A 22,987-nucleotide genomic window follows, 5' to 3' on the forward strand; every position below is an offset into this window, starting at 1 on the left:
CGATCACACCACCTGCGGATATGCTCGCGGTGTGCCCGGTGACGAGGGTCGGCATTCGCCGCGGTTGACAGCTCGGGGCGCAGCCACGCGTGCCCGCATCCTGCAAGCAGCCGACGACCTCATTCTCGTCCACGGGGTCAACCGCACCCGGCTCGACGACGTGCGGGCCGCGACCGGCGTGAGCAAGTCGCAGCTGTATCACTTCTTCCCGGACAAGAGCGCCCTGGTGGCCGCGGTCATCGAGCGCCGCGCCGAGGTCATCATGGAGCGCGAGCGCGACCTGCTGCGCCGCGTCGACTCCATGCGTGGTCTGGAACGCTGGCGCACCGCAGCGGTGAACCGGGTCCAGCTGCGGCGCGGCGCTCACGGCTGCGCCCTCGGCTCCCTGCTCAGTGAGCTCGCCGACCAGGACGACGACGCGCTCACTGCCTTGGCCGGTCACTTCCACACGTGGCAGATGCTGATGAAGGACGCGCTCGACCGGATGAGCAGCAACGGGGCGCTACGGCCCGACGCAGACACCGAACGCCTCGCGACCGGTCTCATGGCTGCCCTGCAGGGCGGCTACCTGCTGTCGCAGGCGGCCCACAACGCGACCCCGATGCAGGCGTCACTGGACATGGCACTCGAGCACATCGCCTCGTACGCGACCAAGGCGGCGTAGAGCCGAAGGACTCCGCACGTTCCGTGCGTCCGGCCCCTGACTCGTGCGGGTGAACCAGCGCACCGGCCACCGCGCGGACGGGCAAGACGAGACGTCGTGCAACGAGGGTGCCGATCCCCGACATCGAGACCCTCGGCCGGCACGCGTCCAGAGCTCTACGCCGCGCGACGAGCAACCAGGTCACCACGAAGGTGCGCGCATTCGTCGTCGCAGCACGGATTTTCGGCCCGATGCCGTCGAGCGTCTGCGGATGAGGCGGACTCGATTTCCCGTAGCGTTCAGGCGTGACCTGGTCCTTCATCGTCGTCGTCGTTGCGCTGGTCCTGGTGCCGGGGGCGGACTTCGCCCTCATCGTGCGAAACACGTTGAGCGGTGGTCGATGTCGGGGGGCGATCACGACGGCAGGTGTCAGTTCCGCCGCTGCGATCCAGGGGCTGCTGGTGACGATCGGGCTGGCTGGTGTGATCGTGCGTGTTCAGCCGCTGTTCCTGGCCTTGAAGTGGGGCGGCGTGGTGTATCTGGCGTGGCTGGCCTTCGGAATGCTGCGCAGTGCGGTGCGCGCCGACTACCCGGACGTCGGGACGGGCCCCCGCATGAGCGCAGCGGCAGCGTACCGGCAGGGGTTGCTGTGCAATGCGACGAACCCGAAGATCCTCGTCTTCTACCTGTCCTTGCTCTCACAGTTCGTGGCGCCGGACGCACCGTGGACGACCTGGCTCATGCACGCGTGGACGGTGCCGTTCCTCGGCACCATCTGGTGCCTGGCGGTCGTCGGGTTCGTCGACCTGGTGCGTGACCGGCTCCAACGCCGCCCCGTGCGGCGCGCGGTGGACGCCGCCGGAGGGCTCGTTCTCGCAGGATTCTGCGTGCGCCTCGCTACGGAGGCCTAAGCGGCCGCTCTCGTGCGACCCGGCGCGGACCGCGGCTCACAGCGAGCGGAGCCACTCCTCGACGACGGCAAGATCCGCCGCGCGCAGCCCGACGGCTGAGTCAACGCGATGAAGCAGGGCTGCGCCGGAGTGGTTCGCCGACACCCAGGTGCGATCGACATCGGTCAGCTCGTCATCGACCCAGACGAACGGACGGCCCGACGCGAGCTCGACGAGAGCTTGGGTCTTCCAGTTCAGGGCCGCCGCCTGGTCATCCTCCGACCAGACGGTCTCATCCATCCCGGGCAACTCGCCGAACTCGACAACGGCAAGCTCCGGCAGACCCAGGATGGGTGCGATCACCCGGTTGGCATCGTGCATCCAGGCGGTCGCCCAGACCACGTCGCAAGACATCCGGATGAGGCGTTGGCCGTGCTCGGCCGCGATGGTGGCGAGTCGTGGGTTGGAGGGACTCTGCCACGTCGTGTTCCAGTCCTCGAGCGTCGATGGGCATCTGCACGTCGGCTGTGGGGATCAGCGTCCCGTCGACGTCGAGGAAGAGCAGGGGACGAGTCGGGCCCTCGGTCACTGCACCCACGATAGGCGCAAGACGTCCGCGGCTTTGCCGAACACGTGCCGCCTGGCACGCGACATCATGGATCTGTCAGGGCAGCCCCTGACGCAGTCGAGCTGCTGGCCAAGGCCCCCCGACCCGGCTACTGCGGGTTCGCGATGAGCGCGGCCGACGGCCCGAACCAAGCCATCGCTCGCTGGGCGCGTGGACGCCTGTCCGAAATGCGCCCGCAACCGATCCGCACGTCCGTACTGCGTCGTCTCGTGCGTGCGGCCGCGTGACTTCGGGGCGCCGGCACCGCCCCGTGTGTCTGCCCACGAGCGGCAAGGGCCTGAGCGGCAGTCAAGCACCGAAGCACGAGGAGTTGGCAGAGCCTGTGATCCTGACGTCCAGGCTCGCCGTGTTGTTCGACGGATTCGGGTCCGTTGCCGTCCACGCGGACCCGGTAACCCACCAGATGCGGCGGGCCGGCGGCTCTCCCGCTTGGATCAAACATGCCGTGGCCGAGAACGTGACAGTCCGAGCTTCTCCCGGCCCGAGGTCCCCGAGGACGCAGAGCTGCTCGCCGCAACTGGACGTGAACCGGCCGAACTGGTCGGAACCACTGGCTAGCACCTCGACCGCCGGCGCGGTCGCATCTCCCAGGTTCGTCACCGTCATTGTCCACGTCGCAGTCTCGCCGCTTCGTACGTGTGGCCCACCGTTCCGGGCCCACGCGAGGGTCACGGCCAGATCCGGAGTTCCCTCCTGGGCCCAGGCCGGCGCCGCGGTGGTGACCGCGGCCAGCAGACACACAAGACCCGTAATGACTCGCCGCATCGTCAAGCCCCCGTACCAGGAGATCCTCGGGCCGATTCCCGGAAAGGAAGACCCCTCAGCGCCAACAGTCCTCGACGGCAGCATCGGGCGCCTCGTGCATCTGACGTAGGCGCCGGGCACCGACCCGCGCGAAGCCCTCGGATCGCGGGCCGCAGGGTGCCGGGATGGCCGCCCGTGAGGGGAGCGAAGCGGGCTCGGTCCGCTCAAGGATGCGGGCACCAGTCGGTCGCGGACGTGCGAATGTGGCTGAGGAATGTGCGAGCCCGTCCCCAGCCTGCGTAGTGGTGCGCGCACGTGCCAACCCGCCTCGACCATCCACTCACCCTCGACCTCCTGGAGCGTCAACCCGCAGTCGCCACCTGGTCGCCGTCCGTCTCAAGCGGCCGGGTAGAGACAGGGCGCTGGTGGACGCCAACACCGGGCGGCGGGTGCCTCTCGTCCACAGAGTCGTCGACGACCGGACCTATGAGTTCGGTCCGGTGGTGCTTGACCTCCAGCCTGCTCGGTGCAGGCGTTCGGCGCCGTCGAGGAGCAGGTCCAGACCGAACTCGAACTCGAACTGCTCGTCGCACCCGTGTGCACTGCCGTCAGGGCGATCGCGTTCCATCGCCGCCACGGCAATCTGGACGATGTTCGGGTATCGCTGCGCGAAGGCAGCCTGCTGCTCGGCGTCGGGCCGCTTGTCGGGCTGGCTCTCGGTGGGTGAGTCGGCCTCGCCTGCAGACTCGTCGAACATCTCCGGGCTGAAGCCCCAGATGCGATTGCCCAGGGCGTGCATGACGTGGTGGGTCAGGTCGGCGGAGAACCCGGCGGAGATGAACATGCCGGCCACCGAGTCCATGTAGGCCAGAACCGTCGCGGTGCGTCTGGTGCGCGACTCGATCGCCCGGCGAGCCCAGGGGTGGCTCAGGACCGCTCCACGTGCCGCCAGGAGCTGTTGGCGTACGCGGTCCTTCCAGCCGAGCGCCGGGTCCGGTGCGGCGAACCTGTCGATCACCACGTCGACCATCCCGTCGAGCAGCTCGTCCTTGTCCGCGACGTGCTTGTACAGCGCCATCGGCACGACACCGAGCCGCTGCGCCAGCCGGCGCATGCTCACCCCGGCAAGGCCCTCATCGTCGGCGAGCTGCACTGCAGCCATCAACACCCGGTCGCGGCTCAAGGGTGCCCGGTTAGGACGCTTCTCGATGACCGTTGACACGTGTACACCGTACACCTACGCTGCGGCCAACCAGGTGTACGCCGTACACCCGGGTTCGAGGAGCCTCTCATGTCACCTGCCGCCCGCCTGTCCACGCCGACCCGACAGCGCCACTCAGCGAGGAGGCGCACCGCTTTCGTAGCCGGAGCGCTGTATCTGCTGACGTTCCTGACCTCCGTGCCGACTCTGGGCCTGTACCGCCCGGTGCTGGAGCGCACCGACTTCGTCCTGGGCGCGGGGAGCGCCACCGGCGTCCTGGCGGGCACGATGCTCGAGGTCCTCCTTGCCGTTTCCTGCGTCGGCACGGCCGTCGTGCTGGTCCCGGTGGTGCGCAGATGGAGCGAGACGGCTGCTCTCGGGTACCTCGCCGCTCGGCTGGTCGAAGGCGCCCTCATTCTCGTCGGCGTCGTCAGCCTCCTGTCAGTCATCGCTTTGCGTCACAACCCCGGACCCTCGGATCCGGCGTCCCTGGTCACCGCCGGACAGGTCCTCGTCGCGGTCTACCACCAGGCCTTCCTGCTCAGCCAGAGCCTCATGCCCGCCTTCAGCGCCCTGTGCCTCGGGTCGGTGCTGTACCGGGCGCGCCTCGTGCCACGCGGCATCCCCCTGCTCGGCCTGCTCGGCGCCCCGCTGCTGCTGGCCTCCGATGCCGCAATCCTCTGGGGCGCCTACGGCCCACAGTCCCCGCTCGCCGTCCTGGCTGCACTGCCCGTGGCCCTCTGGGAGCTGGCCCTAGGTATCTGGCTCGTTGCCAAGGGATTCCCTACCACCCCTCTTGAAGCCCACTGAGTCGACCAGGCGGCCGGCTCCCTGTCGGACAGGGTCGGCTGAGGGTCGTGGAACGCTGGAGGGCTTGGCGCAGCATCGCCGTGGCGGAGTCGCCCGTCACACTGGCGACTCCCGCCCAGGTGGGCGTCCTCGACCGTAGCCGCTGATGGCGGTGCCGGGGCTCGGCCCGGCTGTGCCCTTCCATAACGGGATTGGCCGGGCCCTCGGCTCGATGCCCGAACGCTGGCAGGCAACGGTCGTGGTGAGCACGTCTTACGGCGGTCGGCCAGCGCACCGCGAAGGCGGGCGCCGCCCCCTTGGCGCGCAAGGTCTACGCGCCCTCGAGACGGGGCGGCAGCGCTGGCGTCAACTCGCACCGGCACACCTGTGGAAGCGCCACGACGTCCTTGACGAGCCGCAAATCCCAGCACTCACGCTCGGAACGGTGGGAAAGGAGGCCGCCGTGCGGGAGCTGCCTTCCGGGACCGTATCCTCGTCGCGCTCGCGAATCCCGTGCGCGCTGCGCACCTGATCGGCGCCGAGGAAGCCATGAGGGACCGCTTGTCGCTGCCCAACCCCTTCCAGGAGGAGGAGCGGGCCGAGGCCTGGGCCGCAGCGCGGGGACTCATCTCCGCCGAGGACTGGGCGCGCGAGATCCAGACCGGGCGCAAGGCCTCGGTGGAGGACCTGCTGCTCGCACTCGCCGAGGGAGATGGTCCGGACCCGGGCTGATGAACGGCCCGGAGTGACGACGAGGTCCGCCCTTTCGCCCCGGCATCCGCCGACCGGTCCGGCACCGCCGCCCACGCTCGAGCCGCCCGCCGCAGGCCGGCGACCCCAGCGCGCAGCATGCCGCTCAACCGCACGGACGAGCGGGGCTCGGCCGACCGTGTCAGGGCGCGGACGTCGTGTGGTCGGGAAGCGACACGAGCACGAAGGCCTCGACGGACTCGTCCTTGCCCTTCAGCGTGAGGGCACCGAGCGGCTGCGTGACCGCACCCGGCAGGGCGTCCAGGGTGCTGACGGTGACGGCCACGCGTCCCACGGGCGCCTGGCCCTCGATGCGGGAGGCGACGTTGACGGCGTCCCCGATGACGGTGGCCGTGCGTCCACCCTCGCTGCCGAGCACGCTGACCACCACCTCACCGGAGTTGATGCCCACCCGGAACCGCGGCCAGCCCGGGTGCGCATCGGCGATGCGGGAGGTCTCGGTCTGCAGGTCCAGGCCGGCCAGCGCCGCGCGACGGGCGTGGTCCGGCTGGTCACCGAGCCGGTTGAACGTTGCCATGATGGCGTCTCCGATGAGCCGGTCGACCGTGCCCCCGTGCCGCTTCACCACGGCCGGGATCGCGACGGTGAAGTACGCGTTGAGCATCTCGGTGACCACGGCTGCGTCGTGCGTCTCCGAGAAGGTCGTGAAGCCCTTGAGGTCGGCGAAGAGGATCGACATCTCCCGGTGCCCGGCAAGCGTGTCGGCAGTGTAGAGGTCGGCCCACCGCTCCTCGTGCCAGGACTGCTGCGCGCCCCATGCCACGAGGGCGAAGGCCGCGAGCAGGAGCAGGTGCCACTCCCACCACGACAGGTGCCAGTTGGGCGCGACCGCGACGGCGACCATCGCCTCGGCCAGCAGCGCCATCGCGGAGGCCATGGCCGCCGGCAGCAGGCCACCACGCCGCCACCAGAGCCGCCCGTACGTCACCGTCGCCACAGCGTAGAGGACGACTGCGACCACCGTTGCGACGACCAGCGGTCCCGAGCCGTGCTCGGGACCGGGGCCGACGTCGAACGGCGGCAACCGAAGGAGCGAGGCGACGCCCCAGGCCGCCATGACGACCAGGAGCGCGATCCGGAGCCGGCGTGCCCGGCGCATCGCGGCGGCCGCCTCGTCCGCGGCGACCTCACGCACGGACGCGACGGCGAACAGCGAGCCCAGCGCGATGCCGGTCGGCGTCGACACGTTGAACCCGACGGACGGGATGTCGAGCAGCACGTGCGGGGTGGCGAGGGCGTGGAGGCCGAGGAAGCCTGCAGCCGAGAGGAAGGCGAGCGAGACGTACATGACGCGCAGGTCGCCGCGTCGGGCGGCCGCTGCCCCCGTGCCGTATGCCGTCACCGCGCTGAGCAGAGCGGCGCCGAAGACGATCCAGAAGTGGGTCGTGTCGTGCTGCCACTGCAGGTCGAGGCCGCTCGAGAGCCGGAGCACGACGAGACCGGCCAGCGGCAGGGCGAGCGCGGCCGCTCCCACGGCGAGGCGACGCGCGGCCCCCGCCCGGGCATGACCATCCGGCGGCGCCGTGGTGCTCGCGGCCGGTCCGGCGGACGGCTGCTCAGCCATGGCGACCGGCGGCTCCCGTGCTCTCCGTGCTCTCCGTGCTCTGCGTGCTCTTCGTGCTCTCCGTGCTCTTCGTGCTCGTCGCTCTCGCCCGGACCGCGCCGCTCGAAGACTCGGGGCGGCGCCCGGCGTCGAGGAGCGCGAGGTACTGGTGGACCTCGGACACCACGACCGACCCCTCGCCGACCGCCGAGGCGACCCGCTTGACCGATCCGGCCCGAGTGTCGCCCACCGCGAACAGGCCGGGCACCGACGTCTCGTGGGCCCCTGCGGGTCGCTCCAGGCTCCAGGCTCCGGACTCGCGGAGGTCGGCGCCGGTGACGACGAACCCCCAGCGGTCGCGCACGACGGCGTCCGGGAGCCACGCGGTGTGCGGCTCCGCCCCGATCATGACGAAGAGGCCGTCGGCCGGCAGCGCCCGCTGCTCGAACGTCGTCCGGTCGGCCACGACCACCTCGGACAGCCACCCGTCGCCGCCCCCGCCGACCACCTCGGCGTTGCCGACGACCGAGATGGTGTCGGAGGCCTCGATCTCGTCGATGAGGTAGCGCGACATCGTCGCGGACAGGTCCGGAGTGCGGATCACGATGGTCACGTCCGCGGCATACCGCTGCAGGTGCAGGGCCGCCTGGCCGGCCGAGTTGCCACCGCCGACGATGACGGCGTGCGCGCCGGCAAGGCCGTGCGCCACCGAGACGTTGGCGCCGTAGTAGACGCCGGACCCGGTGAGGGCCTCGAGCGAGGGAACCCCCAGCCGGCGGTAGGCGACCCCCGTGGCGAGGAGCACCGCCCGGGTGCGCACCTGACCGACGTCGGAGACTGTCACGAGGAAGCCCGCTCCGTCGCCGAGCGGCTCGATCGCGGTGACCCGCCTGGTCAGGACGAACCTTGCGCCGAAGACCCACGCCTGCTGGAAGCCCCGCTGGGCCAGCTCTGCGCCGGAGAGGCCCCGCGAGAAGCCGAGGTAGTTGCGGATGAGCGAGCTCGTCCCCGCCTGCCCGCCGAGCGCCAGCTCCTCGACGCAGAGGACCGACAGTCCCTCGGACGAGCCGTAGACGGCGGCCGCCAGGCCAGCGGGCCCGGCACCGACCACGAGCACATCGAACTCGCGAAGCTCGACCCCGTCCGGCCAGGTGAAGTCGGTGCCGATGCCCCAGGCCTGGCAGATCTCGACGTCCGTCGGGTCGAGCAGCACCCGCCCGCCGAGCGCCGCGAACCAGATGACGAGGGGTCCCTCCGGGTCCGCGGGCCGCGGCGCTGCCACCGACTCGAGGACCGCGACCGCCTCCGGCGTTCCGCGATCGAGGTATGCGTGGGGTATGCCGTTTCGCGTCAGGAGAGTGCGCACGGCGTGCCCGCGCGGGTCACGGGCCGCGCCGACGACCACGACCTCGCGCCGGCGGTTCTCGACGGTGCGCGACCACGCCTGCACGAACTCCGAGACGGTGCGGCAGAACAGCTCGTCGGGGGAGGTCCACGGCTCGAGCACGTAGTAGTCGATGTCACCCATCGACATGCCACGCAGGATGGCGTCCGCGGTGCGTCCGTCGGCCCACGCCCCCCAGGGGACAAGGAAGGCCCTCGCGGCATTCGGGTGGAGGGTGCGCACCGAGCGGAGCAGCTCGGCACCTGTGAGCCCGGGCAGCCACGGATCGGCGAGGACCAGCGCGACGGGATCCCCGCGCGCGGCGGCGAGCTCGAGCTGCTCTGAGGCGACTGCACTGTCGGACTCACCGCGGATCCGGAAGTCCGCGCTGAAACGCCGGGCCAGCTCGGCCTCCGTGCGGGCGAGAGCATCAAGGTCGGGATCGACGACAAGCAGGAGAGGGCGGGTCATGGTCACTCCTCACCAGAGCGTGCGGGGTCGATACGACCACCCCTCCTGTCAACGTTAGGCCGGTCGACCGCTCGCCCGGGTCCGAACAGTGGAACGGGCTACCCTTCGGCCCAGATGGGGCCATAGGGCTTTGAACGACACCGTCCGCTCATCAGCGTGGGCCCATGAGGACGCGGCCGGCTGTACGCACACGAACCCGATCCCGCGCTCCGCAGCGAGCTGCGCCAGGACCATCCACCGGTGCCCGGTCGGCTCCCACGCCACCGTCACCCCAGCGAACCCCTTCGCGTAGGCCCGGTCGGCGGCCCAGTCCAACGCCGCCAGGAGGGCGTTCGCCACGCAGGGCCCCGCCGCGCAGAACGCCTTTCCATGCCGCGCTCCGCGCGGTCGTTCCGATGAGCGGGGCGCCTCGATCTTCGTTGTCGGTGGCGGCGACGGGGGCCACAGATGTCCCGGACGCCGAAGGACACCCGGGACGTGCACCCATCGCTTCTCAGAGTCTTCGCCGTAGTCTCGTCGCGTGACGAAGAGCCAGGAACCGGCGGGGCAACCCGCGGGAGACTCGAGCGCCCCGCGGGTGATCAGCGGCGCCCCGGGACTGCAGGCGCAGGCCGAGCGACCCCGGATGCGTACTCGGTGGATCCTGCCGCCCCACAGCGAGGGATGGGCGGACATGGCGCTGTCCGAGTGGGAGCTGACGGCGGCAGGCTGGTCGGATCGTCATCCTCATTCGGAGACGAACGTCGTGCTGGAGGGCGAGCTGCACGTCGAGTCCGGCGGAGCGACTGTCGTCGCCTCGGCCGGGGACACCGTCATCGTCCCGCCAGGACAGGTCGGGCGCTACTGGGCGCCTGTCCATGCGCGGATGATCGCGATCTACGGCCCCAATCCTGCGGGCGATGACACAGATCTGCTCGGCTACTGGGAGATCTGAAGGCTCACAAGTCGACCGACTCGGCAGGGTTCCCCGCGTGGGCTCCTCGTCCTCCGCTGCATCTCGACAACATGAAGAGCAGCGACGACGAGACGGTCGAACGTGGGCCCCGATAACGCTCCGTCTGAAGACCAATCGGTCGCGCGCGTGTCATCCGAACAGCGCGGTCGGCGTCTCGAGGCCCGCACCGCGCAGCGACGCTCCGGGACACCCGGTCGGGGTGCTTCGACGCGAGTCTCGCCCACGGCCGCCGACCGGCGGCCCGAGCAGTCAGGAGTTCTGGCTGCGGCTCCGATGTCCGAGCGTGTCGCTGGCTTCCGGATGCCGGCGGGTCGAACGCCCTTGCGTCAGTGCGCGGCGTCGTACTGGCGCTGCAGGTCCCTCGGGATGCGTCCGCGAGCCGGCACGGCAAGACCTTCCCTCGCGGCCCACGCACGGATCAAGGCACCGCGGGAGTCCCCCACCGGCTTGAGAACACGGCGCGACGTCGGGGCTCCCCCCATACGGCGACCAGCCGAGGCCCAGGACGCGATGGCTCGGCGCAGTGCCGCAGCGTTGACGGTGCTCAAGTCGATGGCGTAGTCCACGCCGTCCAGCGAGAAGCTGACCGTCTCGGCGGCATCACTGCCATCGATGTCGTCAACCAAAGTCGTGATGAGCTGCGATGCCATGCGCTCAACGTACTGGCATCCGCGACATCCCCCTGTCTGGCCGCCCAGGGTGAGGCGCTGAGCCTCCGGGTACGACCCCACCCTGGCCAGGCGGCCGAACGACCCCTCGCCGCGCTTCGGTATCGCCGTGCTGAGCGCCCGGGCGCTCGCTGGTCACCGGACGCAGCCTCCTGGGCCTCACGGACCTTCCAGACGGAGTCCGTCGCCAGGTCGAGCGGGCGATGTCCCGTCGCACGCTTGAACCATGCATCGGCGCGGTGCGTCGTGGTGTGTGTGACCGACCCTGAAGGATTGGCGCCCGATGGAAGGGATGGTCAGGGTGCTACCCAAGCGATGGGTGATCGCAGGACTTGTTGCAGTGGCTGTCGTGGTGGTCGTTCTCGCGATCGTCTTCGGCGGTGGCGGTGGCGGTGGCGGTGGTGGTGGGGGCAGCGGCTATTAAGCAGCCGCGCTGACTCACCCCTGCCGTCAGCCGAGGATCGATAGGGTCCTCAGCGCCGCGCTCCGCGGACGCCGGCCTCAGCCGTCAGGTGGAGGTGTCAGCCAGCGCGCTGCTGGGCACCCACCAGGTCGAGCGCGATGTCGACGATCATGTCCTCCTGGCCGCCGACGAGCTTGCGTCGCCCGACCTCGAGCAGGATCGAGCGCACGTCGATGCCGTAGCGCTGCGACGCAGCCTCGGCATGGCGCAGGAAGCTGGAGTAGACCCCCGCGTAACCGAGGGTCAGCGTCTCCCGGTCGACCTGGACGGGTCGGTCCTGCAGGGGCCGCACGAGGTCGTCGGCGGCGTCCTGCAGGGCGAAGAGGTCGCAGCGGTGCTTCCACCCGTTGAGGTCGGCCACGGCGACGAACGGCTCGATGGGGCAGTTGCCCGCTCCCGCTCCGTGGCCAGCGAGCGAGGCGTCGACGCGCACGACGCCCTCCTCGACCGCGACCACCGAGTTGGCCACGGCGAGCGACAGGTTCTGGTGGGCGTGGATGCCGATCTGGGTCTGCGGGTCGAGCACGTCGCGGTAGGCCCGCACGCGCTCCCGCACACCATTCATGGTCAGGCGGCCGCCGGAGTCGGTGACGTACACGCAGTGTGCGCCGTAGGACTCCATGAGCCTGGCCTGGGTGGCCAGCTCCGCAGCGTCGCTCAGGTGGCTCATCATGAGGAAGCCGGAGACGTCCATTCCGAGCTCGCGCGCCTTGCTGATGTGCTGGGCGGAGACGTCCGCCTCGGTGCAGTGCGTGGCGACGCGGACCGACCGGACACCGAGGGAGTACGCGTCCTCCAGCTCGGTGATGGTGCCGATGCCGGGCAGCAGCAGCGTCGTCAGGGTGGCCTGCCTGATGTTCTCGGCTGCCGCCTCGATCCACGCCCAGTCGCTGTGCGAGCCGGGGCCGTAGTTGAGGCTGCCGCCCGCGAGCCCGTCGCCGTGCGCCACCTCGATGGCGTCGACGCCGGCCGCGTCGAGTGCGGCGACGATCCGGCCGACGTCCTTCGGGCTGATCCGGTGCCGTACGGCGTGCATCCCGTCGCGCAAGGTGACGTCCTGGACGTAGAGCAGGTGGGTCTCGGTGCTCGGGCGGGTCACGGTGGGGTCTCCTGGGGTGGGGGCGACGACGTCGGTGTCGGCCGTCGAGGTGCTCACGCGGTCACCGCCGAACCGGCGCGCGGGCGCGCGCGCTCGGCGATGCTCTCGGCCACGCGCATGGCGGCGGAGGTCATGATGTCGAGGTTGCCGGCGTACGCGGGCAGGTACATCGCCATGCCCTCGACTTCGAGGAAGACGCTCACCTTCGTCGTCACCGCGGGAGCGCCCTTGGGCAGCAGGGTCCGCACCGGCTCGTCGGGCGCGATGGGCGTGAACTGCACCTGCTGCTTGAGCCGGTAGCCGGGGACGTACTCCTGCACCTTCGCGACCATCTCGTCGACGGAGGCGCGGATCGCCTCGTGCGTCTGCTCGTCGTCCTCGCTGATGAGGGCGAACACCGTGTCGCGCATGATCAGGGGTGGCTCGGCCGGGTTGAGGATGATGATCGCCTTGCCGCGCAGGGCGCCGCCGACCTTCTCGATGCCCGCCGTCGTCGTCTCGGTGAACTCGTCGATGTTGGCCCGCGTGCCCGGCCCGGCCGACTTCGACGCGATGGAGGCGACGATCTCGGCGTAGGGCACGGTCGTCACCCGGGAGATGGCGGCCACGATCGGGATCGTGGCCTGTCCGCCGCAGGTGACCATGTTGACGTTCTCGACGCCGGCCCCGTCGTCCTCGAGGTACCGGTCGAGGTTGACGGGCGGCACGACGTACGGGCCGATCGCCGCCGGCGTCAGGTCGACGAGCTTCTTGCCGTGCGCGGCCAGCTTGGCGGCATTGGCGACGTGGGCCTTCGCGGAGGTGGCGTCGAAGACGATGTCGATCTCGTCGAAGCCGTCGAGGGCGATGAGCCCGTCGACGCCCTCGTGGGTCGTCGGGATGCCGAGGCTCGCCGCGCGGCGCAGCCCGTCGGAGGCCGGGTCGATGCCGACCATCGCGCCCACCTCGAGCGTGCTGGACAGTCGCATCACCTTGAACATCAGGTCGGTCCCGATGTTGCCGGGGCCGATGATGGCCACCTTGGTCCTGGTCATGAGTGCTCCTCGGGGGAAGGGTCTTCGGCGGGGGCGAACGAGACCGTCACGGACCCGAGGCCGGTGATGTCGGCACGGACCGTGGAGCCCGGCCTCACCGGGTGCATGGGGCCGAGCGCCCCTGACAGCACGACCTGCCCGGCGCGCAGCGGGTCGCCGACCTGCTGGGCCGTGCGGGCGAGCCACAGCAGCGCGTTGAGCGGGTCGCCGAGGCAGGCGGCTCCGTTGCCCTCGGAGACCAGGGCGCCGTCGGCGTGCATCCGCATCGTCACCGAGACGGGCTCGAGCTCCTCGAGAGTCCGGCGGTCGCGCCCCAGCACGAACAGGGCGCTCGACCCGTTGTCGGCGATGGTGTCGGTGATGGCGATGTCCCAGCCGGCCACCCGGCTGTCGACGATCTCGAGAGCGGCCACCGCGTGGTCGACTGCCGCGCGCACGTCCTCGACGTCGAGGTCGGGGGCGTCCAGGTCGGCGCCGAGCACGAACGCGACCTCGGCCTCCACCTTCGGCTGCAGCAGTCCGGCCATCGGGACCGCTGCCAGTGCCGACACGTCCATGTCGTCGAGGAGAATGCCGAAGTCTGGCCGGTCGACGCCCAACTGCTGCTGCACCGCCGGCGAAGTGAGGCCGATCTTGCGCCCGACGACACGGCGGCCTGCGAGAGACCGCCGGTGCGCCAGGCGTCGCTGGACCTCGTAGGCGCTCTCGAGGTCGTCCTCACCGAGAAGGTCACGCACCGGTGCACAGGGCGTGCCGGTGCGTGAGGCGGTCTCCAGACGTTCGACCGCACGGTCGATCGCGGTGGAGGGCGCCAGCGTGGTGGGTGGCTCGGATGTGACGTTCATGTGGACCTCCCGGGTAGATGGGTGCCATCGTGCGCATCGGCCGTCGTCACGCGCCACCGACTGGTGCCGCAGGGTGGAACGCTTGTCGCTGCGCCACAGCGACGCTCAGCTGCGGCCCATGCTGGGCAGCAGGTCGTCGTGGGGATCGTCCAGACGCTGCATCCGCAGGCGCCCGCGCCACGATGACAGCACCCCGGCCAGGGCGAGGAGCACGATCCCTGCACCGAGCACCGTGGCGCGCGGACCGAAAGCATCGGCGAGGGCGCCTTGGGCCAGACCACCCACCGGGAAGCACCCCGTGTAGGCCATGATCCGAACCGCGAGCACCCGGCCGCGGAGTCGGTCGGCCACGATGATCTGTACCGCCGTGTTGGTTGCCGAGATGGTGAGCAGCAGCGCCCAGCCGACGATGAGCAGGGCTGCCGCCGCCCAGCCGGGTGTCGGGGAGAGCGCGAATCCAGCGAGCCCCACCGCCTGTCCGATCAGGCCGACCTGCGTGAGCAGCGACCGGGGGAGGACGTGGCTCCAGCCGGCGAGCACCGGCGCGGCGACCAGCGCACCGACACCAAGGGCGGCATTCAGCAACCCCAAGGTCCAGGGACCGACATGGAAGACGCTGCCGGCGAAGACGACGGTGAACTGGAAGATCGGGTTCACGAGCAGACCGACCGCGACCGCGACGAGCAGGCCCATCTGGATTCCGGGCTGCCCGCGGATGTAGCCGACAGCCGTCGCGAACTGACGCCACACCGGCGCGGGGTCCGTCGTCCGCGGGCGGTTGCGCACCCTGACTGCTGCCAGGGCGAGCAGCACGGCGACGAAGGACAGGGCGTTGAGCAGGAGAGCCGGTCCCGGCCCGATGGTCGCCAGGATCAGTCCGGCGACCGCCGGTCCCAACGACCGGGCGGCGTTGAACTGGAGGGAGTTCAGGGCGACGGCAGAGTCGAGGTCGGAGCGCGGGACGAGGTCGTTGACGAACGACTGCCAGCTGGGCATGTTGATGCCCTGGAAGATCCCGGCCACCCCGACAAGTGCCATCACGACGAGCGGCTCGCGCACGCCCGCAATCCACACGAGCCACAGAAGCAGGGCGCTGAGCGCCATCCCGGACTGGGTGACGAGCAGGACCCGGCGCCGATCGTGCCGATCTGCCAGCACACCACCCCACGGCCCGAGGGCGATGTTCGGCACGAACTGGAAGACACTCACGAGCCCCACCCACAAAGCGCTGTGGGTCACTTGGTAGACGACGAAGGGCACGGTCAGGTTGGAGAGCCACCCGCCCGTGTTGGAGGTGATCGCACCCATCCAGAAGACGGCGTAGTCGCGGTGCCGGAAGGCCCGCAGGGAGTGGCGCAGTCCTCGGGCCGGGAAGCTCCGCTCGCTGCTCGAGTTCAGTCATAGGACGGTCCGTGACTGCGGCCCGCCCGTAGGCCACCACACTGAGGTCACTCGGTCTCGGCCCGGTTGGTGGCGCCTCGGGCTACTCACCGGCCCTGCCACCGTGGCTCTCGCCGCTCGAGGAACGCGCGCGCGCCCTCCTTCTGGTCCTCGGAGAGGTACACGTCCGGGCCGGTGTCCAACCGGATCGCTGCGTGGGGTGACATGCCTGCCGTCTTGCGATAGGTCAGCTTGAGTCGCTGGAGGGAGAGCGGCGCCGAGGCGACGACATCGTCCAGCAGCTGCTTGGCTGCCCTCTGCAGCTGGTCGGCCGGCACCAGCCGGTTGAGCAGTCCCCACCGCTCAAGCTCTGTGGCGGCGATCCGCCGACCGGTGTAGAGCCACTCCATCGCGATGCCCGGGGGGACCGTGGTCGGCAGCAGCACCGAGGCGAAGTGCGCTCCGCGGCCCCGCTTGGCCTCGGGAACCCCGAAGACGCTGTCCTCGGCGGCGATCCGCATGTCGCACGAGAGCGCCAGCTCGAAGCCGCCCGCCATCGCGGGCCCGTTGATGATCGCGAGCGTCGGTTTGCGCGAGTCGATCATCACCTCCATGAGGCTGCGCCGGTTGTTGTGGAGCGGCCCGTAGAACGGCTTGCCCGCCGCCGCGAGGTCCCGCGCGTCCTTGAGGTCCGCGCCGGAGCAGAACGCCGAACCGGCGCCGGTGATGGCGATGGCATAGACCTCGGGGGTGTGGTCGGCCTCGATGACGGCGTCGACGAGACGGTCGTTGAGATCGCGGTTCAGGGCGTTGCGCACCTCGGGCCGGTTGAGGGTGAGGTAGCGCACGTGGCCCCGGTCCTCGACGAGGAGGATGTCGTCGCTCATGGGTCGTCCTTTCGGTCGAGCAGCCTTCAGGCGGGATAGACGGGCGCCTCGCGCCGCACGGTGACCCACTGCAGCTCGGTGAACGCATCGAGATTGGCCTGGTGGCCGCCGTGGCGTGCCCCCAGGCCCGACTCGCCGACACCACCGAACGGAGCGGTGGGCTCGTCGTTGATCGTCTGGTCGTTGACGTGCACCGACCCGGTCGGCACCCGGTCGGCCAGCGCGAGCGCCCCCATGACGTCGCGCGTGATGATGCCGAGCGAGAGCCCGTAGGAGGAGTCGGCGGCGAGAGCGGCGGCCTCGTCCGCGTCGGCGAAGGAGACCACCGGCGCCACCGGACCGAACACCTCCTGCGCGTAGGCGGGCGCCTCGACGGGGACCTGGGAGAGCACCGTGGGCCGGTAGAACAGGCCCTCGAACGTTCCGCCGGCGAGCAGCGACGCGCCGGCGTCCACCGACTGGGTCACGAGGCCGTGGACGCGGTCGCGCTGACCCGCGTCGATGAGCGGGCCGTAGCCGACGCCCGCGCCGAGCGGGTCGCCGACCCTTGTCGACGTGGCGATGCGCGTCAGCTCGGTGAGGTAGTCGTCCACGACGGACTCGTGGACGAGGTGCCGTCCGCTCGCCATGCAGATCTGGCCGGCGTGGCGGAATGACCCGAAGGCACCGGCCGCGGCCGCCCTCCGCACGTCCGCGTCGGCCATGACGACGAGGGCGGAGTTGCCACCGAGCTCGAGGTGGACGCGCTTGAGCTGGTCGGCGCAGGCGCGCGCGATAGCTCGGCCGGCCGGCGTCGACCCCGTGAAGGAGATGACCGGCACTCGAGGGTGGGCCACCACGGCCTGGCCGACGTCTGCACCACCGGGGAGCACGTGCAGCAGACCCGCGGGCAGCCCGGCCTCCTCGAACACCCGCGCGATGAGCACGCCACCGCTGACCGCGGTCCGCGGATCGGGCTTCAGCACGACGGCGTTGCCCAGGGCGAGCGCCGGAGCGACCGCCCGGATCGCGAGCAGCAGCGGCGCGTTGAAGGGTGCGATGACGCCCACGACGCCCGCCGGCCTCCGGCGCGCCAACGAGAGGCGGGGAGCGGTCGAGCGCAGGAGCTCGCCGTATGGTGCACTCGCCAGTCCGGCCGCCTCGAAGCACTCCTGCGCCGCGACGGCCTGAGCACGGTGGGCCATGGCCAGTGGCGCCCCCGACTCCCGCGCCGTCCACTCAGCCGCCTCGTCCGCATGCTGCTCGAAGAGCAGTCCGGCACGGCGCAGCACCGCGGCGCGTGTGTCGTAGCCGAGCGCCGCCCATCCCGGCTGCGCGGCCGCCGCCGCGTCGACGGCGCGCTCCACGGCGGACGCGTCCGCGAGCCCGACCGTCTCCAGCTGGTTCCCGGTCGCCTTCTCGATGACAGGCCCCTGGGACACGCCGGGCTGCCAGCCGTCGCTGAAGTAGCGCCCCGACCAGTGGCTCTCGCACAGCAGCGGCGAGCTCATGCGGGCGACCCCACGGCTGCCTCCGCACACCCGACCACGCCGTCCGCCAGCATCCCGTCGATCTCGTCGTCGTTGAAGCCGAGGTCCCGGAGCACCTCGGCGCTGTGCTGCCCGAGCTTCCGGCGGAGGGCACTGGTGCGGCAGGTACGCCCCGTCGAAGGTCACCGGCAGGTGCACGACCTCGAGCTCGGGCACGTTGGGGTGCGGCAACGGCGTCACGAGACCCACGGCACGCACCTGCGGGTCGTCGGCCACCTCGTGCACCGGTCGCACGGGGGCGCTCGGGACGCCCGCCGCCGCAAGGCGTTCCAGCAGGTCCTCGGCCGTGAAGGCACGCGTCGCTGCGGAGACTGCCTCGTTGACCTCGGCTCGGTGTTCCGCGCGCTCCGGGTTGGACCCGAAGCCCGGCCGCTCCAGCAGCTCCGGCGCCCCGAGGGCCCCGACGAGGCGCGTCCACAGGGTCTGGTTGCCCGCCGAGATGAAGACGTGACCGTCCGCGACGGGGAACGCGCCGTAGGGGACGACACCTGCGTGGCCCGACCCGAGGTTGCGAGGTGCCGGGTTGCCCGCCCTGGAGCCCATGACCTTCTGGTCGACCCATGAAACCGCCGTCTGCAGCAGCGACACCTGCACGTGGCTCCCCTCCCCCGACTGGTCCCGACGGCGCAGGGCGTCGAGAATGCCGATGACGGCCCACATGCCCGTGCCCTTGTCGAGGATCGACAGCGGCACCCGCATGGGCGGCCCATCGCCCGTGTCCAGCATGCTGACGATGCCTGAATACGCCTGCAGCAGAGGGTCGTACGCCGGCTCGCTGGCTCTCGGACCAACAGAGCCGAAGCCACTCATCTCGCAGTAGACCAGACGGGGGTTGAGCTCGCGCAGACGCTCGGCGTCGAAGCCGGCCTTGGCGAGCGCGCCGGGCCGCAGGTTCTGGACCAGGACGTCGGCGTCGGCGAGGAGCCGTTCGAGCACCTGCGAGCCGCGGCCGTCCTTGAAGTCCAGTGCCAGGCTCTTCTTGTTGCGGTTCAGGCCGAGGAACGCCATCGGCTCGCTCCCCCAGTACGGGGGCGCCCAGCCACGCGTGTCGTCACCGGCACCCACCCGCTCGACCTTGATGACCTGGGCGCCGAGGTCACCGAGGATCTGGCCGGTCGTGGGCCCGGCAACGCTCGTTCCGAGCTCGACCACGCGCAGGCCGACCAGCGACCCCGGTGCGGTCCCGGTGGGGATCTGGCTCTGCATCGTCGACTCCGTCGTTGTCATGGCACGTCCTCCCGTGCGCCTCCCTCGGGACGGCCGGCGCGGCGGATCCCGTCGATCTCGTCCCGCGCGGGCGAGGTGATCGGCTGCCTCCACGGACTGGGGCACCCGGCATACGTCGAAGGCCCCAGACGGAAGTGCTGCGCCTGTTCCTCGGTCTCGACGAGCGGCATGTCCATCGGGTAGAGCGCCTCGAGGCTCGGACGCGGTCCGGCCTTGCTGACCTTGCCGTGAAGCGGGTGGCCGACGACCTCCTCGGCCAGGTGCGCCGCCTCGACGAGCTTCGCGACGTCGATGCCGGTGTCGATGCCCTCGGTCTCGAGCAGGTCCACCAGGTCCTCGGTGGGGATCATCTTGGTGGCGCGCCCGTTGCCGCAGTAGGGGCACCCGCCCATCCCACCGATCGAGGTGTCCAGCACCAGCGTGTGCTCCGACGAGAGCGTCCTCAGCGCGACGTAGGCCGACGTCAGGGCACTGCCCCGGCCGTCGTGCAGGTGCAGGTGGAAGGTGTGCACCTGCGGCCATTCCCCGCGGATGACCTGGAGCTGCTCCTCCACGGCCCGAGGGGAGTTCCAGCTCATCGGGTCGCCGATCCAGACTGCGTGCGGGGTGATCCCGGCCGCCTCCCAGGCCTGCATCTGCAGCCGGATGAGCTCCGTGCGCCGCTCCTGCGGGAAGGCCCCGAGCCAGTTCGAGCCCCAGGCCGCGTTGATGGCCACGACGGCCTCGGTCACGCCCCGCTCGACGGCGGAGGCGACGGTGGCAGGCACGGCGGCGATCTCCTGCGCCTGGGTGCGCGCCGCGTTGCGCTGGACGAAGACGTCGCAGAGGTGGATCGTCGTGCGGGCGGCCGCCTCCTGCGGAGCCAGCGGCGGCACGTGCCGGGCGCGACGCTCGGCGCCCTTCTGGTTCAGGGCCAGAGCGGTGTACCGGACGCCCGGGACGGGCGTGAAGCCCGCGATCACCTGCTCGATGTGCTCCATCTGCGGCACCCACTTGGGGCTCACGAACGAGCCGACCTGGATGGTGCGAAGCCCGGTCCGGGAGAGGGCGTCGAGCAGTCGGATCTTGGCCTCGACCGGGATCTCGGAGCTTCTCGATCTGCATGCCCTCGCGCATGCCTTCCTCGATGATCTCGACACGGGGGAGACCGCTCATGCCTCCGCCCTCCCGACGAGGACCGGCGCGCCCACGGGCGGACCGGCGAGCACGTCCTGGAAGCCGGCCAGGTCGCCTCCTCGCCACTGCGCGGTCAGGTCGGACAGGAGCGCACGCGTCCGATCGGACGCCCAGCCGACGGAGGCGAAGGCGTCGATCGCCTTGTCCTCCAGCTCTTCCGGGGTCAGCGGGTTGCGTGAGTCTCCCCGGCTGACGTCGACGCGTCGCGTGCGCGTCGCACCGTCGGCGGTCCGCACCGTGAGCACCGTGAACGGCTCGGTCGATGCAGGGTCGTCCGGGTCCGCGCCCTCGCGCACCACGACCGCGTCCATCAGCGAGCGCACCCCGGCGTCGCGGACGGCCTCGTCGGTGAAGTCGGCAAGTCGGACGAGCCCCGTCCGCAGAGCACGCGCCACGGTGTACAGCAGGCTGAACTTGCCCTCCAGCCCACTGCTGGGCAGGTGCGGCAGGAGTGGCTTCAGCCCGCCGCGATGCACGGTGACCTCCACCGACGAGATCGCCGCGAGGTCGAGCCCGGGGCGCAGGTCGAGCACGGCGTCGATGGCCCGGTGCGTCGCGTAGCAGGACGGGTAGCGCTTGACCGCCCAGTCGTCGCTCCAGCCGTCCTCCCAGCGGCGGAGCCGCTCGGGAAGCTCGGCGAGCATCGCCGCGTCGGTCTCGCCGAAGAGCGCGAAGAAGCCTCCAGGCGCCTCGAGCTGGGTGACCCGGGACGTGAACCCGCGAGAGGCCAGAGCGATGGCGGTGACCGCGTCGCGCGCGGCCAGCCCGGCGTGGAGTGGCTTGGTCATGGTGCCGAAGTTGGCCCGACTCCCCGACGCCGTCGAGGCAGCCAGTCCGAGGGCATGACGCGTCGTCTCCACGTCGAGCCCGGCCAGGCTGGCCACCGCGGCCGTGGCCGCGAGGCGGCCGGTCGTCGAGGTGTTGTGCCATCCGCGGCCGTAGTGCACCTCGAGGGGCAGCACCTCGGAGACGGCACGGAACACCGCCGAGCCGACCGCGTACGCCGAGACGAACCGGTCGGTGGTCACCGGCGTCACCCCGGCCCGTGCGAGCAGCGCGGGGAAGAGCACCGCCCCCGGGTGCATTGGCATGGTGGGCGAGGCGTCGTCCCAGTCCAGCGCGTGGGCGGCGGTGCCGTTGACCAGTGCCGCGGCCGACGGACCGACGCGCAGGTGCGAGCCCCAGATGCTGCAGCCACCGGGCGCCGGCTCCTCCTCGAGCAGGCTGAGGAGAGCCTCGACGGCAGCGGTGCGGCCACCCGCGACGCCCACGGCCAACGTGTCGACGAGCGAGGAGAGCACGGCGTCGGACCGCGCGCTGCCCGCACGCCGAGCGGCCGCCTGGACAGCGAAGGAGGCGACGGCGTACGTGGCCCCGTCGTCGGCGTCACGCAGCGCGTCCGAGCGGTCCTGCGGGTGGGGCGGCGCGGGAGGTGCTGAGCCGGGAGTGGTCATGGCTCAGAAGCTCTTCGGCATGCCCAGGTCCCGGTGGGCGATGCCCGCGAGGACCAGGTTGGTGGAGATCGGAGCGATCAGTGGCCCGCGAGCCGCGCGGAACTTCTGCTCGATCCCGTACTCCGAGGCCAGTCCCGCTCCACCGAACGTGTCCATCGCCGCGTTCGCGGCGTTCCACAACGCCTTGGACGAGAGCAGCTTGGCGGTGTTGGCGTAGAAGCCGTCCCGGCTCCCCTCCTGGAAGACCTTGGCCGCGTGCCAGCGCATGAGGCTCGCGGCCCGCAGCTCGGTGAAGGCGGTGGCCAGCGGGAACTGGATCCCCTGGTTCATCCCGATCGGGCGGCCGAAGACCTCGCGCTCCTTGGAGTACTGCACGGCACGGTCGATGAAGTAGAGCCCGGAGCCGATGTACTCGCTGGAGACCAGGAGACGCTCGGAGTTCATCCCGGACAGGATGACGCGGAACCCCTTGCCCTCCTCGCCGATCCGGTTCTCCACCGGCACCCGCAGGTTGGTGATGGTCAGCTGGTTCGTGTGGTGGCCGGACATGACCTTGATCGGCCGGTACTCGATCTGGCCGTTCTCCTTGGCCTCGCGCACGTCGACGAGCAGGACGGTGATGCCGTCGGTCTTCTTCTCCACGTCCTCGTACTTCTCGGTGCGCACGAGCAGGAGCATGAGGTCGGTCTGGTGGAAGCGAGACGTGAAGATCTTGCCCCCGTTGACGACGTACTCGTCCCCCTCCCGCCGCGCGAAGGTGCGGATGCGGGTGGTGTCCGTGCCGGCGTCGGGCTCGGTGATCCCGAAGGACTGCAGGCGCAGTCCGTCGTTGGCGATCTGCGGCAGCCACTGCTTCTTCTGCTCGTCGGTGCCGTGCCGCAGGATGGCACCCATCTGGTACATCTGCGCGTGGATGGCCCCGGCGTTGCCGCCCCACCGGTTCAGCGTCTCGAGGAACAGGGCGGCGTCGGGGATGGTGCCACCGCCACCGCCGTACTCCTCGGGGATGAGCAGGGAGAGCCACCCGCCGTCGCTCAGGTCCTTGACCCATTCGGCGGGGTAGCGACCCGACTCCTCCACCTCGATCCAGTACTGCATGTCGTACGCGCGGGCGATGTCCGACACCGTGTCGCGCAACGCTTCCTGGTCCTCGGTGAGGATGTCCTCGGCGAGCCAGTCCTGGGCCATGGCGGCCTCCTTCTCGTT

General features: G+C 70.8%; 20 protein-coding genes. 5 read left to right on the forward strand and 15 right to left on the reverse strand.

Annotated features, from left to right (window positions below):
• Positions 1-31: 31 nt before the first annotated feature.
• Both AC1VM9_RS03655 and AC1VM9_RS03660 read left to right on the forward strand, forming a co-directional pair.
• On the forward strand, positions 32-664 hold the full coding sequence (locus AC1VM9_RS03655) for a TetR/AcrR family transcriptional regulator (RefSeq protein ID WP_483121231.1): 633 nt from the start codon (positions 32-34) through the stop codon (positions 662-664).
• Positions 665-948: 284 nt separating this feature from the next.
• A complete protein-coding gene (locus AC1VM9_RS03660) occupies positions 949-1,554 on the forward strand; it encodes a LysE family translocator (RefSeq protein WP_483121232.1) in 606 nt (201 codons plus the stop codon).
• A 36-nt stretch (positions 1,555-1,590) separates the two neighbouring features.
• Here the strand turns inward: AC1VM9_RS03660 and AC1VM9_RS03665 are convergent, their stop codons facing one another.
• The 3 genes from AC1VM9_RS03665 to AC1VM9_RS03675 all read right to left on the reverse strand — a co-directional run bounded on the left by AC1VM9_RS03665 (position 1,591) and on the right by AC1VM9_RS03675 (position 4,127).
• A complete protein-coding gene (locus AC1VM9_RS03665) occupies positions 1,591-1,935 on the reverse strand; it encodes a hypothetical protein (RefSeq protein ID WP_483121233.1) in 345 nt (114 codons plus the stop codon).
• 514 nt (positions 1,936-2,449) lie between these two features.
• Positions 2,450-3,241 (reverse strand): DUF11 domain-containing protein, encoded by a 792-nt coding sequence (locus tag AC1VM9_RS03670; RefSeq protein ID WP_483123964.1) that lies wholly within the window; start codon positions 3,239-3,241, stop codon positions 2,450-2,452.
• 148 nt (positions 3,242-3,389) lie between these two features.
• Positions 3,390-4,127, reverse strand: a complete 738-nt coding sequence (locus tag AC1VM9_RS03675) for a TetR/AcrR family transcriptional regulator (RefSeq protein ID WP_483121235.1) — start codon at positions 4,125-4,127, stop codon at positions 3,390-3,392.
• Positions 4,128-4,196: 69 nt separating this feature from the next.
• Between AC1VM9_RS03675 and AC1VM9_RS03680 the strand changes: the two genes are divergently transcribed.
• Positions 4,197-4,916 carry a DUF4386 domain-containing protein gene (locus tag AC1VM9_RS03680; protein ID WP_483121237.1) on the forward strand — a complete coding sequence of 240 codons (720 nt, stop codon included), beginning with the start codon at positions 4,197-4,199 and terminating at the stop codon, positions 4,914-4,916.
• 528 nt (positions 4,917-5,444) lie between these two features.
• Entirely contained in the window at positions 5,445-5,627 is a 183-nt protein-coding gene (locus tag AC1VM9_RS03685; RefSeq protein WP_483121239.1) for a hypothetical protein, read from the forward strand.
• Between the two features lie 160 nt (positions 5,628-5,787).
• On the opposite strand, the gene AC1VM9_RS03690 is transcribed toward AC1VM9_RS03685, so the two are convergent.
• On the reverse strand, positions 5,788-7,230 hold the full coding sequence (locus tag AC1VM9_RS03690) for an adenylate/guanylate cyclase domain-containing protein (protein ID WP_483121241.1): 1,443 nt from the start codon (positions 7,228-7,230) through the stop codon (positions 5,788-5,790).
• Entirely contained in the window at positions 7,223-9,064 is a 1,842-nt protein-coding gene (locus AC1VM9_RS03695) for an NAD(P)/FAD-dependent oxidoreductase (RefSeq protein WP_483121243.1), read from the reverse strand. The genes AC1VM9_RS03690 and AC1VM9_RS03695 overlap by 8 nt, the downstream gene beginning before the upstream one ends.
• Before the next feature lie 520 nt (positions 9,065-9,584).
• Between AC1VM9_RS03695 and AC1VM9_RS03700 the strand changes: the two genes are divergently transcribed.
• Positions 9,585-9,998 carry a cupin domain-containing protein gene (locus AC1VM9_RS03700; RefSeq protein ID WP_483121245.1) on the forward strand — a complete coding sequence of 138 codons (414 nt, stop codon included), beginning with the start codon at positions 9,585-9,587 and terminating at the stop codon, positions 9,996-9,998.
• A 347-nt stretch (positions 9,999-10,345) separates the two neighbouring features.
• Here AC1VM9_RS03700 and AC1VM9_RS03705 read toward each other — a convergent pair whose 3' ends face one another.
• The 10 genes from AC1VM9_RS03705 to AC1VM9_RS03750 all read right to left on the reverse strand — a co-directional run bounded on the left by AC1VM9_RS03705 (position 10,346) and on the right by AC1VM9_RS03750 (position 22,969).
• Positions 10,346-10,669, reverse strand: coding sequence for a histone-like nucleoid-structuring protein Lsr2 (locus AC1VM9_RS03705; RefSeq protein ID WP_481343116.1), 324 nt, complete (start codon positions 10,667-10,669; stop codon positions 10,346-10,348).
• Between the two features lie 539 nt (positions 10,670-11,208).
• Complete coding sequence (dmpG, locus tag AC1VM9_RS03710) at positions 11,209-12,306, reverse strand: 4-hydroxy-2-oxovalerate aldolase (RefSeq protein WP_481344858.1); 1,098 nt, start codon at positions 12,304-12,306, stop codon at positions 11,209-11,211.
• Entirely contained in the window at positions 12,303-13,283 is a 981-nt protein-coding gene (locus AC1VM9_RS03715; RefSeq protein WP_483121248.1) for an acetaldehyde dehydrogenase (acetylating), read from the reverse strand. The genes dmpG and AC1VM9_RS03715 overlap by 4 nt, the downstream gene beginning before the upstream one ends.
• The gene (locus AC1VM9_RS03720) at positions 13,280-14,128 is read right to left on the reverse strand and encodes a 2-keto-4-pentenoate hydratase (protein ID WP_481343119.1); all 849 of its coding nucleotides are present in this window, start codon (positions 14,126-14,128) and stop codon (positions 13,280-13,282) included. Before AC1VM9_RS03720 ends, AC1VM9_RS03715 begins: the two co-directional genes overlap by 4 nt.
• Positions 14,129-14,233: 105 nt before the next feature.
• Complete coding sequence (locus AC1VM9_RS03725) at positions 14,234-15,526, reverse strand: MFS transporter (protein ID WP_483123965.1); 1,293 nt, start codon at positions 15,524-15,526, stop codon at positions 14,234-14,236.
• A gap of 89 nt (positions 15,527-15,615) precedes the next feature.
• A complete protein-coding gene (locus AC1VM9_RS03730; protein ID WP_481343996.1) occupies positions 15,616-16,395 on the reverse strand; it encodes an enoyl-CoA hydratase/isomerase family protein in 780 nt (259 codons plus the stop codon).
• 26 nt (positions 16,396-16,421) lie between these two features.
• A complete protein-coding gene (locus AC1VM9_RS03735) occupies positions 16,422-19,151 on the reverse strand; it encodes an aldehyde dehydrogenase family protein (RefSeq protein ID WP_483121250.1) in 2,730 nt (909 codons plus the stop codon).
• The gene (locus AC1VM9_RS03740; RefSeq protein ID WP_483121252.1) at positions 19,148-20,290 is read right to left on the reverse strand and encodes a beta/alpha barrel domain-containing protein; all 1,143 of its coding nucleotides are present in this window, start codon (positions 20,288-20,290) and stop codon (positions 19,148-19,150) included. The genes AC1VM9_RS03735 and AC1VM9_RS03740 overlap by 4 nt, the downstream gene beginning before the upstream one ends.
• A 12-nt stretch (positions 20,291-20,302) precedes the next feature.
• On the reverse strand, positions 20,303-21,781 hold the full coding sequence (locus AC1VM9_RS03745; protein WP_483121254.1) for an MmgE/PrpD family protein: 1,479 nt from the start codon (positions 21,779-21,781) through the stop codon (positions 20,303-20,305).
• Between the two features lie 3 nt (positions 21,782-21,784).
• Complete coding sequence (locus tag AC1VM9_RS03750) at positions 21,785-22,969, reverse strand: acyl-CoA dehydrogenase family protein (protein WP_481343037.1); 1,185 nt, start codon at positions 22,967-22,969, stop codon at positions 21,785-21,787.
• Positions 22,970-22,987: the final 18 nt, after the last annotated feature.

This window comes from Monashia sp. HAY1-11D, from assembly GCF_056868035.1.

Bases quoted from the DNA above. Each gene is read 5' to 3' on its own strand.
- AC1VM9_RS03745 (WP_483121254.1), bottom strand. From the start codon at position 21,781: ATGACCACTCCCGGCTCAGCACCTCCCGCGCCGCCCCACCCGCAGGAC.
- AC1VM9_RS03670 (WP_483123964.1), bottom strand. From the start codon at position 3,241: ATGGTCGAGGCGGGTTGGCACGTGCGCGCACCACTACGCAGGCTGGGG.
- AC1VM9_RS03735 (WP_483121250.1), bottom strand. From the start codon at position 19,151: ATGACAACGACGGAGTCGACGATGCAGAGCCAGATCCCCACCGGGACC.
- AC1VM9_RS03705 (WP_481343116.1), bottom strand. From the start codon at position 10,669: ATGGCATCGCAGCTCATCACGACTTTGGTTGACGACATCGATGGCAGT.
- AC1VM9_RS03750 (WP_481343037.1), bottom strand. From the start codon at position 22,969: ATGGCCCAGGACTGGCTCGCCGAGGACATCCTCACCGAGGACCAGGAA.
- AC1VM9_RS03715 (WP_483121248.1), bottom strand. From the start codon at position 13,283: ATGACCAGGACCAAGGTGGCCATCATCGGCCCCGGCAACATCGGGACC.
- AC1VM9_RS03720 (WP_481343119.1), bottom strand. From the start codon at position 14,128: ATGAACGTCACATCCGAGCCACCCACCACGCTGGCGCCCTCCACCGCG.
- AC1VM9_RS03695 (WP_483121243.1), bottom strand. From the start codon at position 9,064: ATGACCCGCCCTCTCCTGCTTGTCGTCGATCCCGACCTTGATGCTCTC.
- AC1VM9_RS03690 (WP_483121241.1), bottom strand. From the start codon at position 7,230: ATGGCTGAGCAGCCGTCCGCCGGACCGGCCGCGAGCACCACGGCGCCG.
- AC1VM9_RS03680 (WP_483121237.1), top strand. From the start codon at position 4,197: ATGTCACCTGCCGCCCGCCTGTCCACGCCGACCCGACAGCGCCACTCA.
- AC1VM9_RS03730 (WP_481343996.1), bottom strand. From the start codon at position 16,395: ATGAGCGACGACATCCTCCTCGTCGAGGACCGGGGCCACGTGCGCTAC.
- AC1VM9_RS03685 (WP_483121239.1), top strand. From the start codon at position 5,445: ATGAGGGACCGCTTGTCGCTGCCCAACCCCTTCCAGGAGGAGGAGCGG.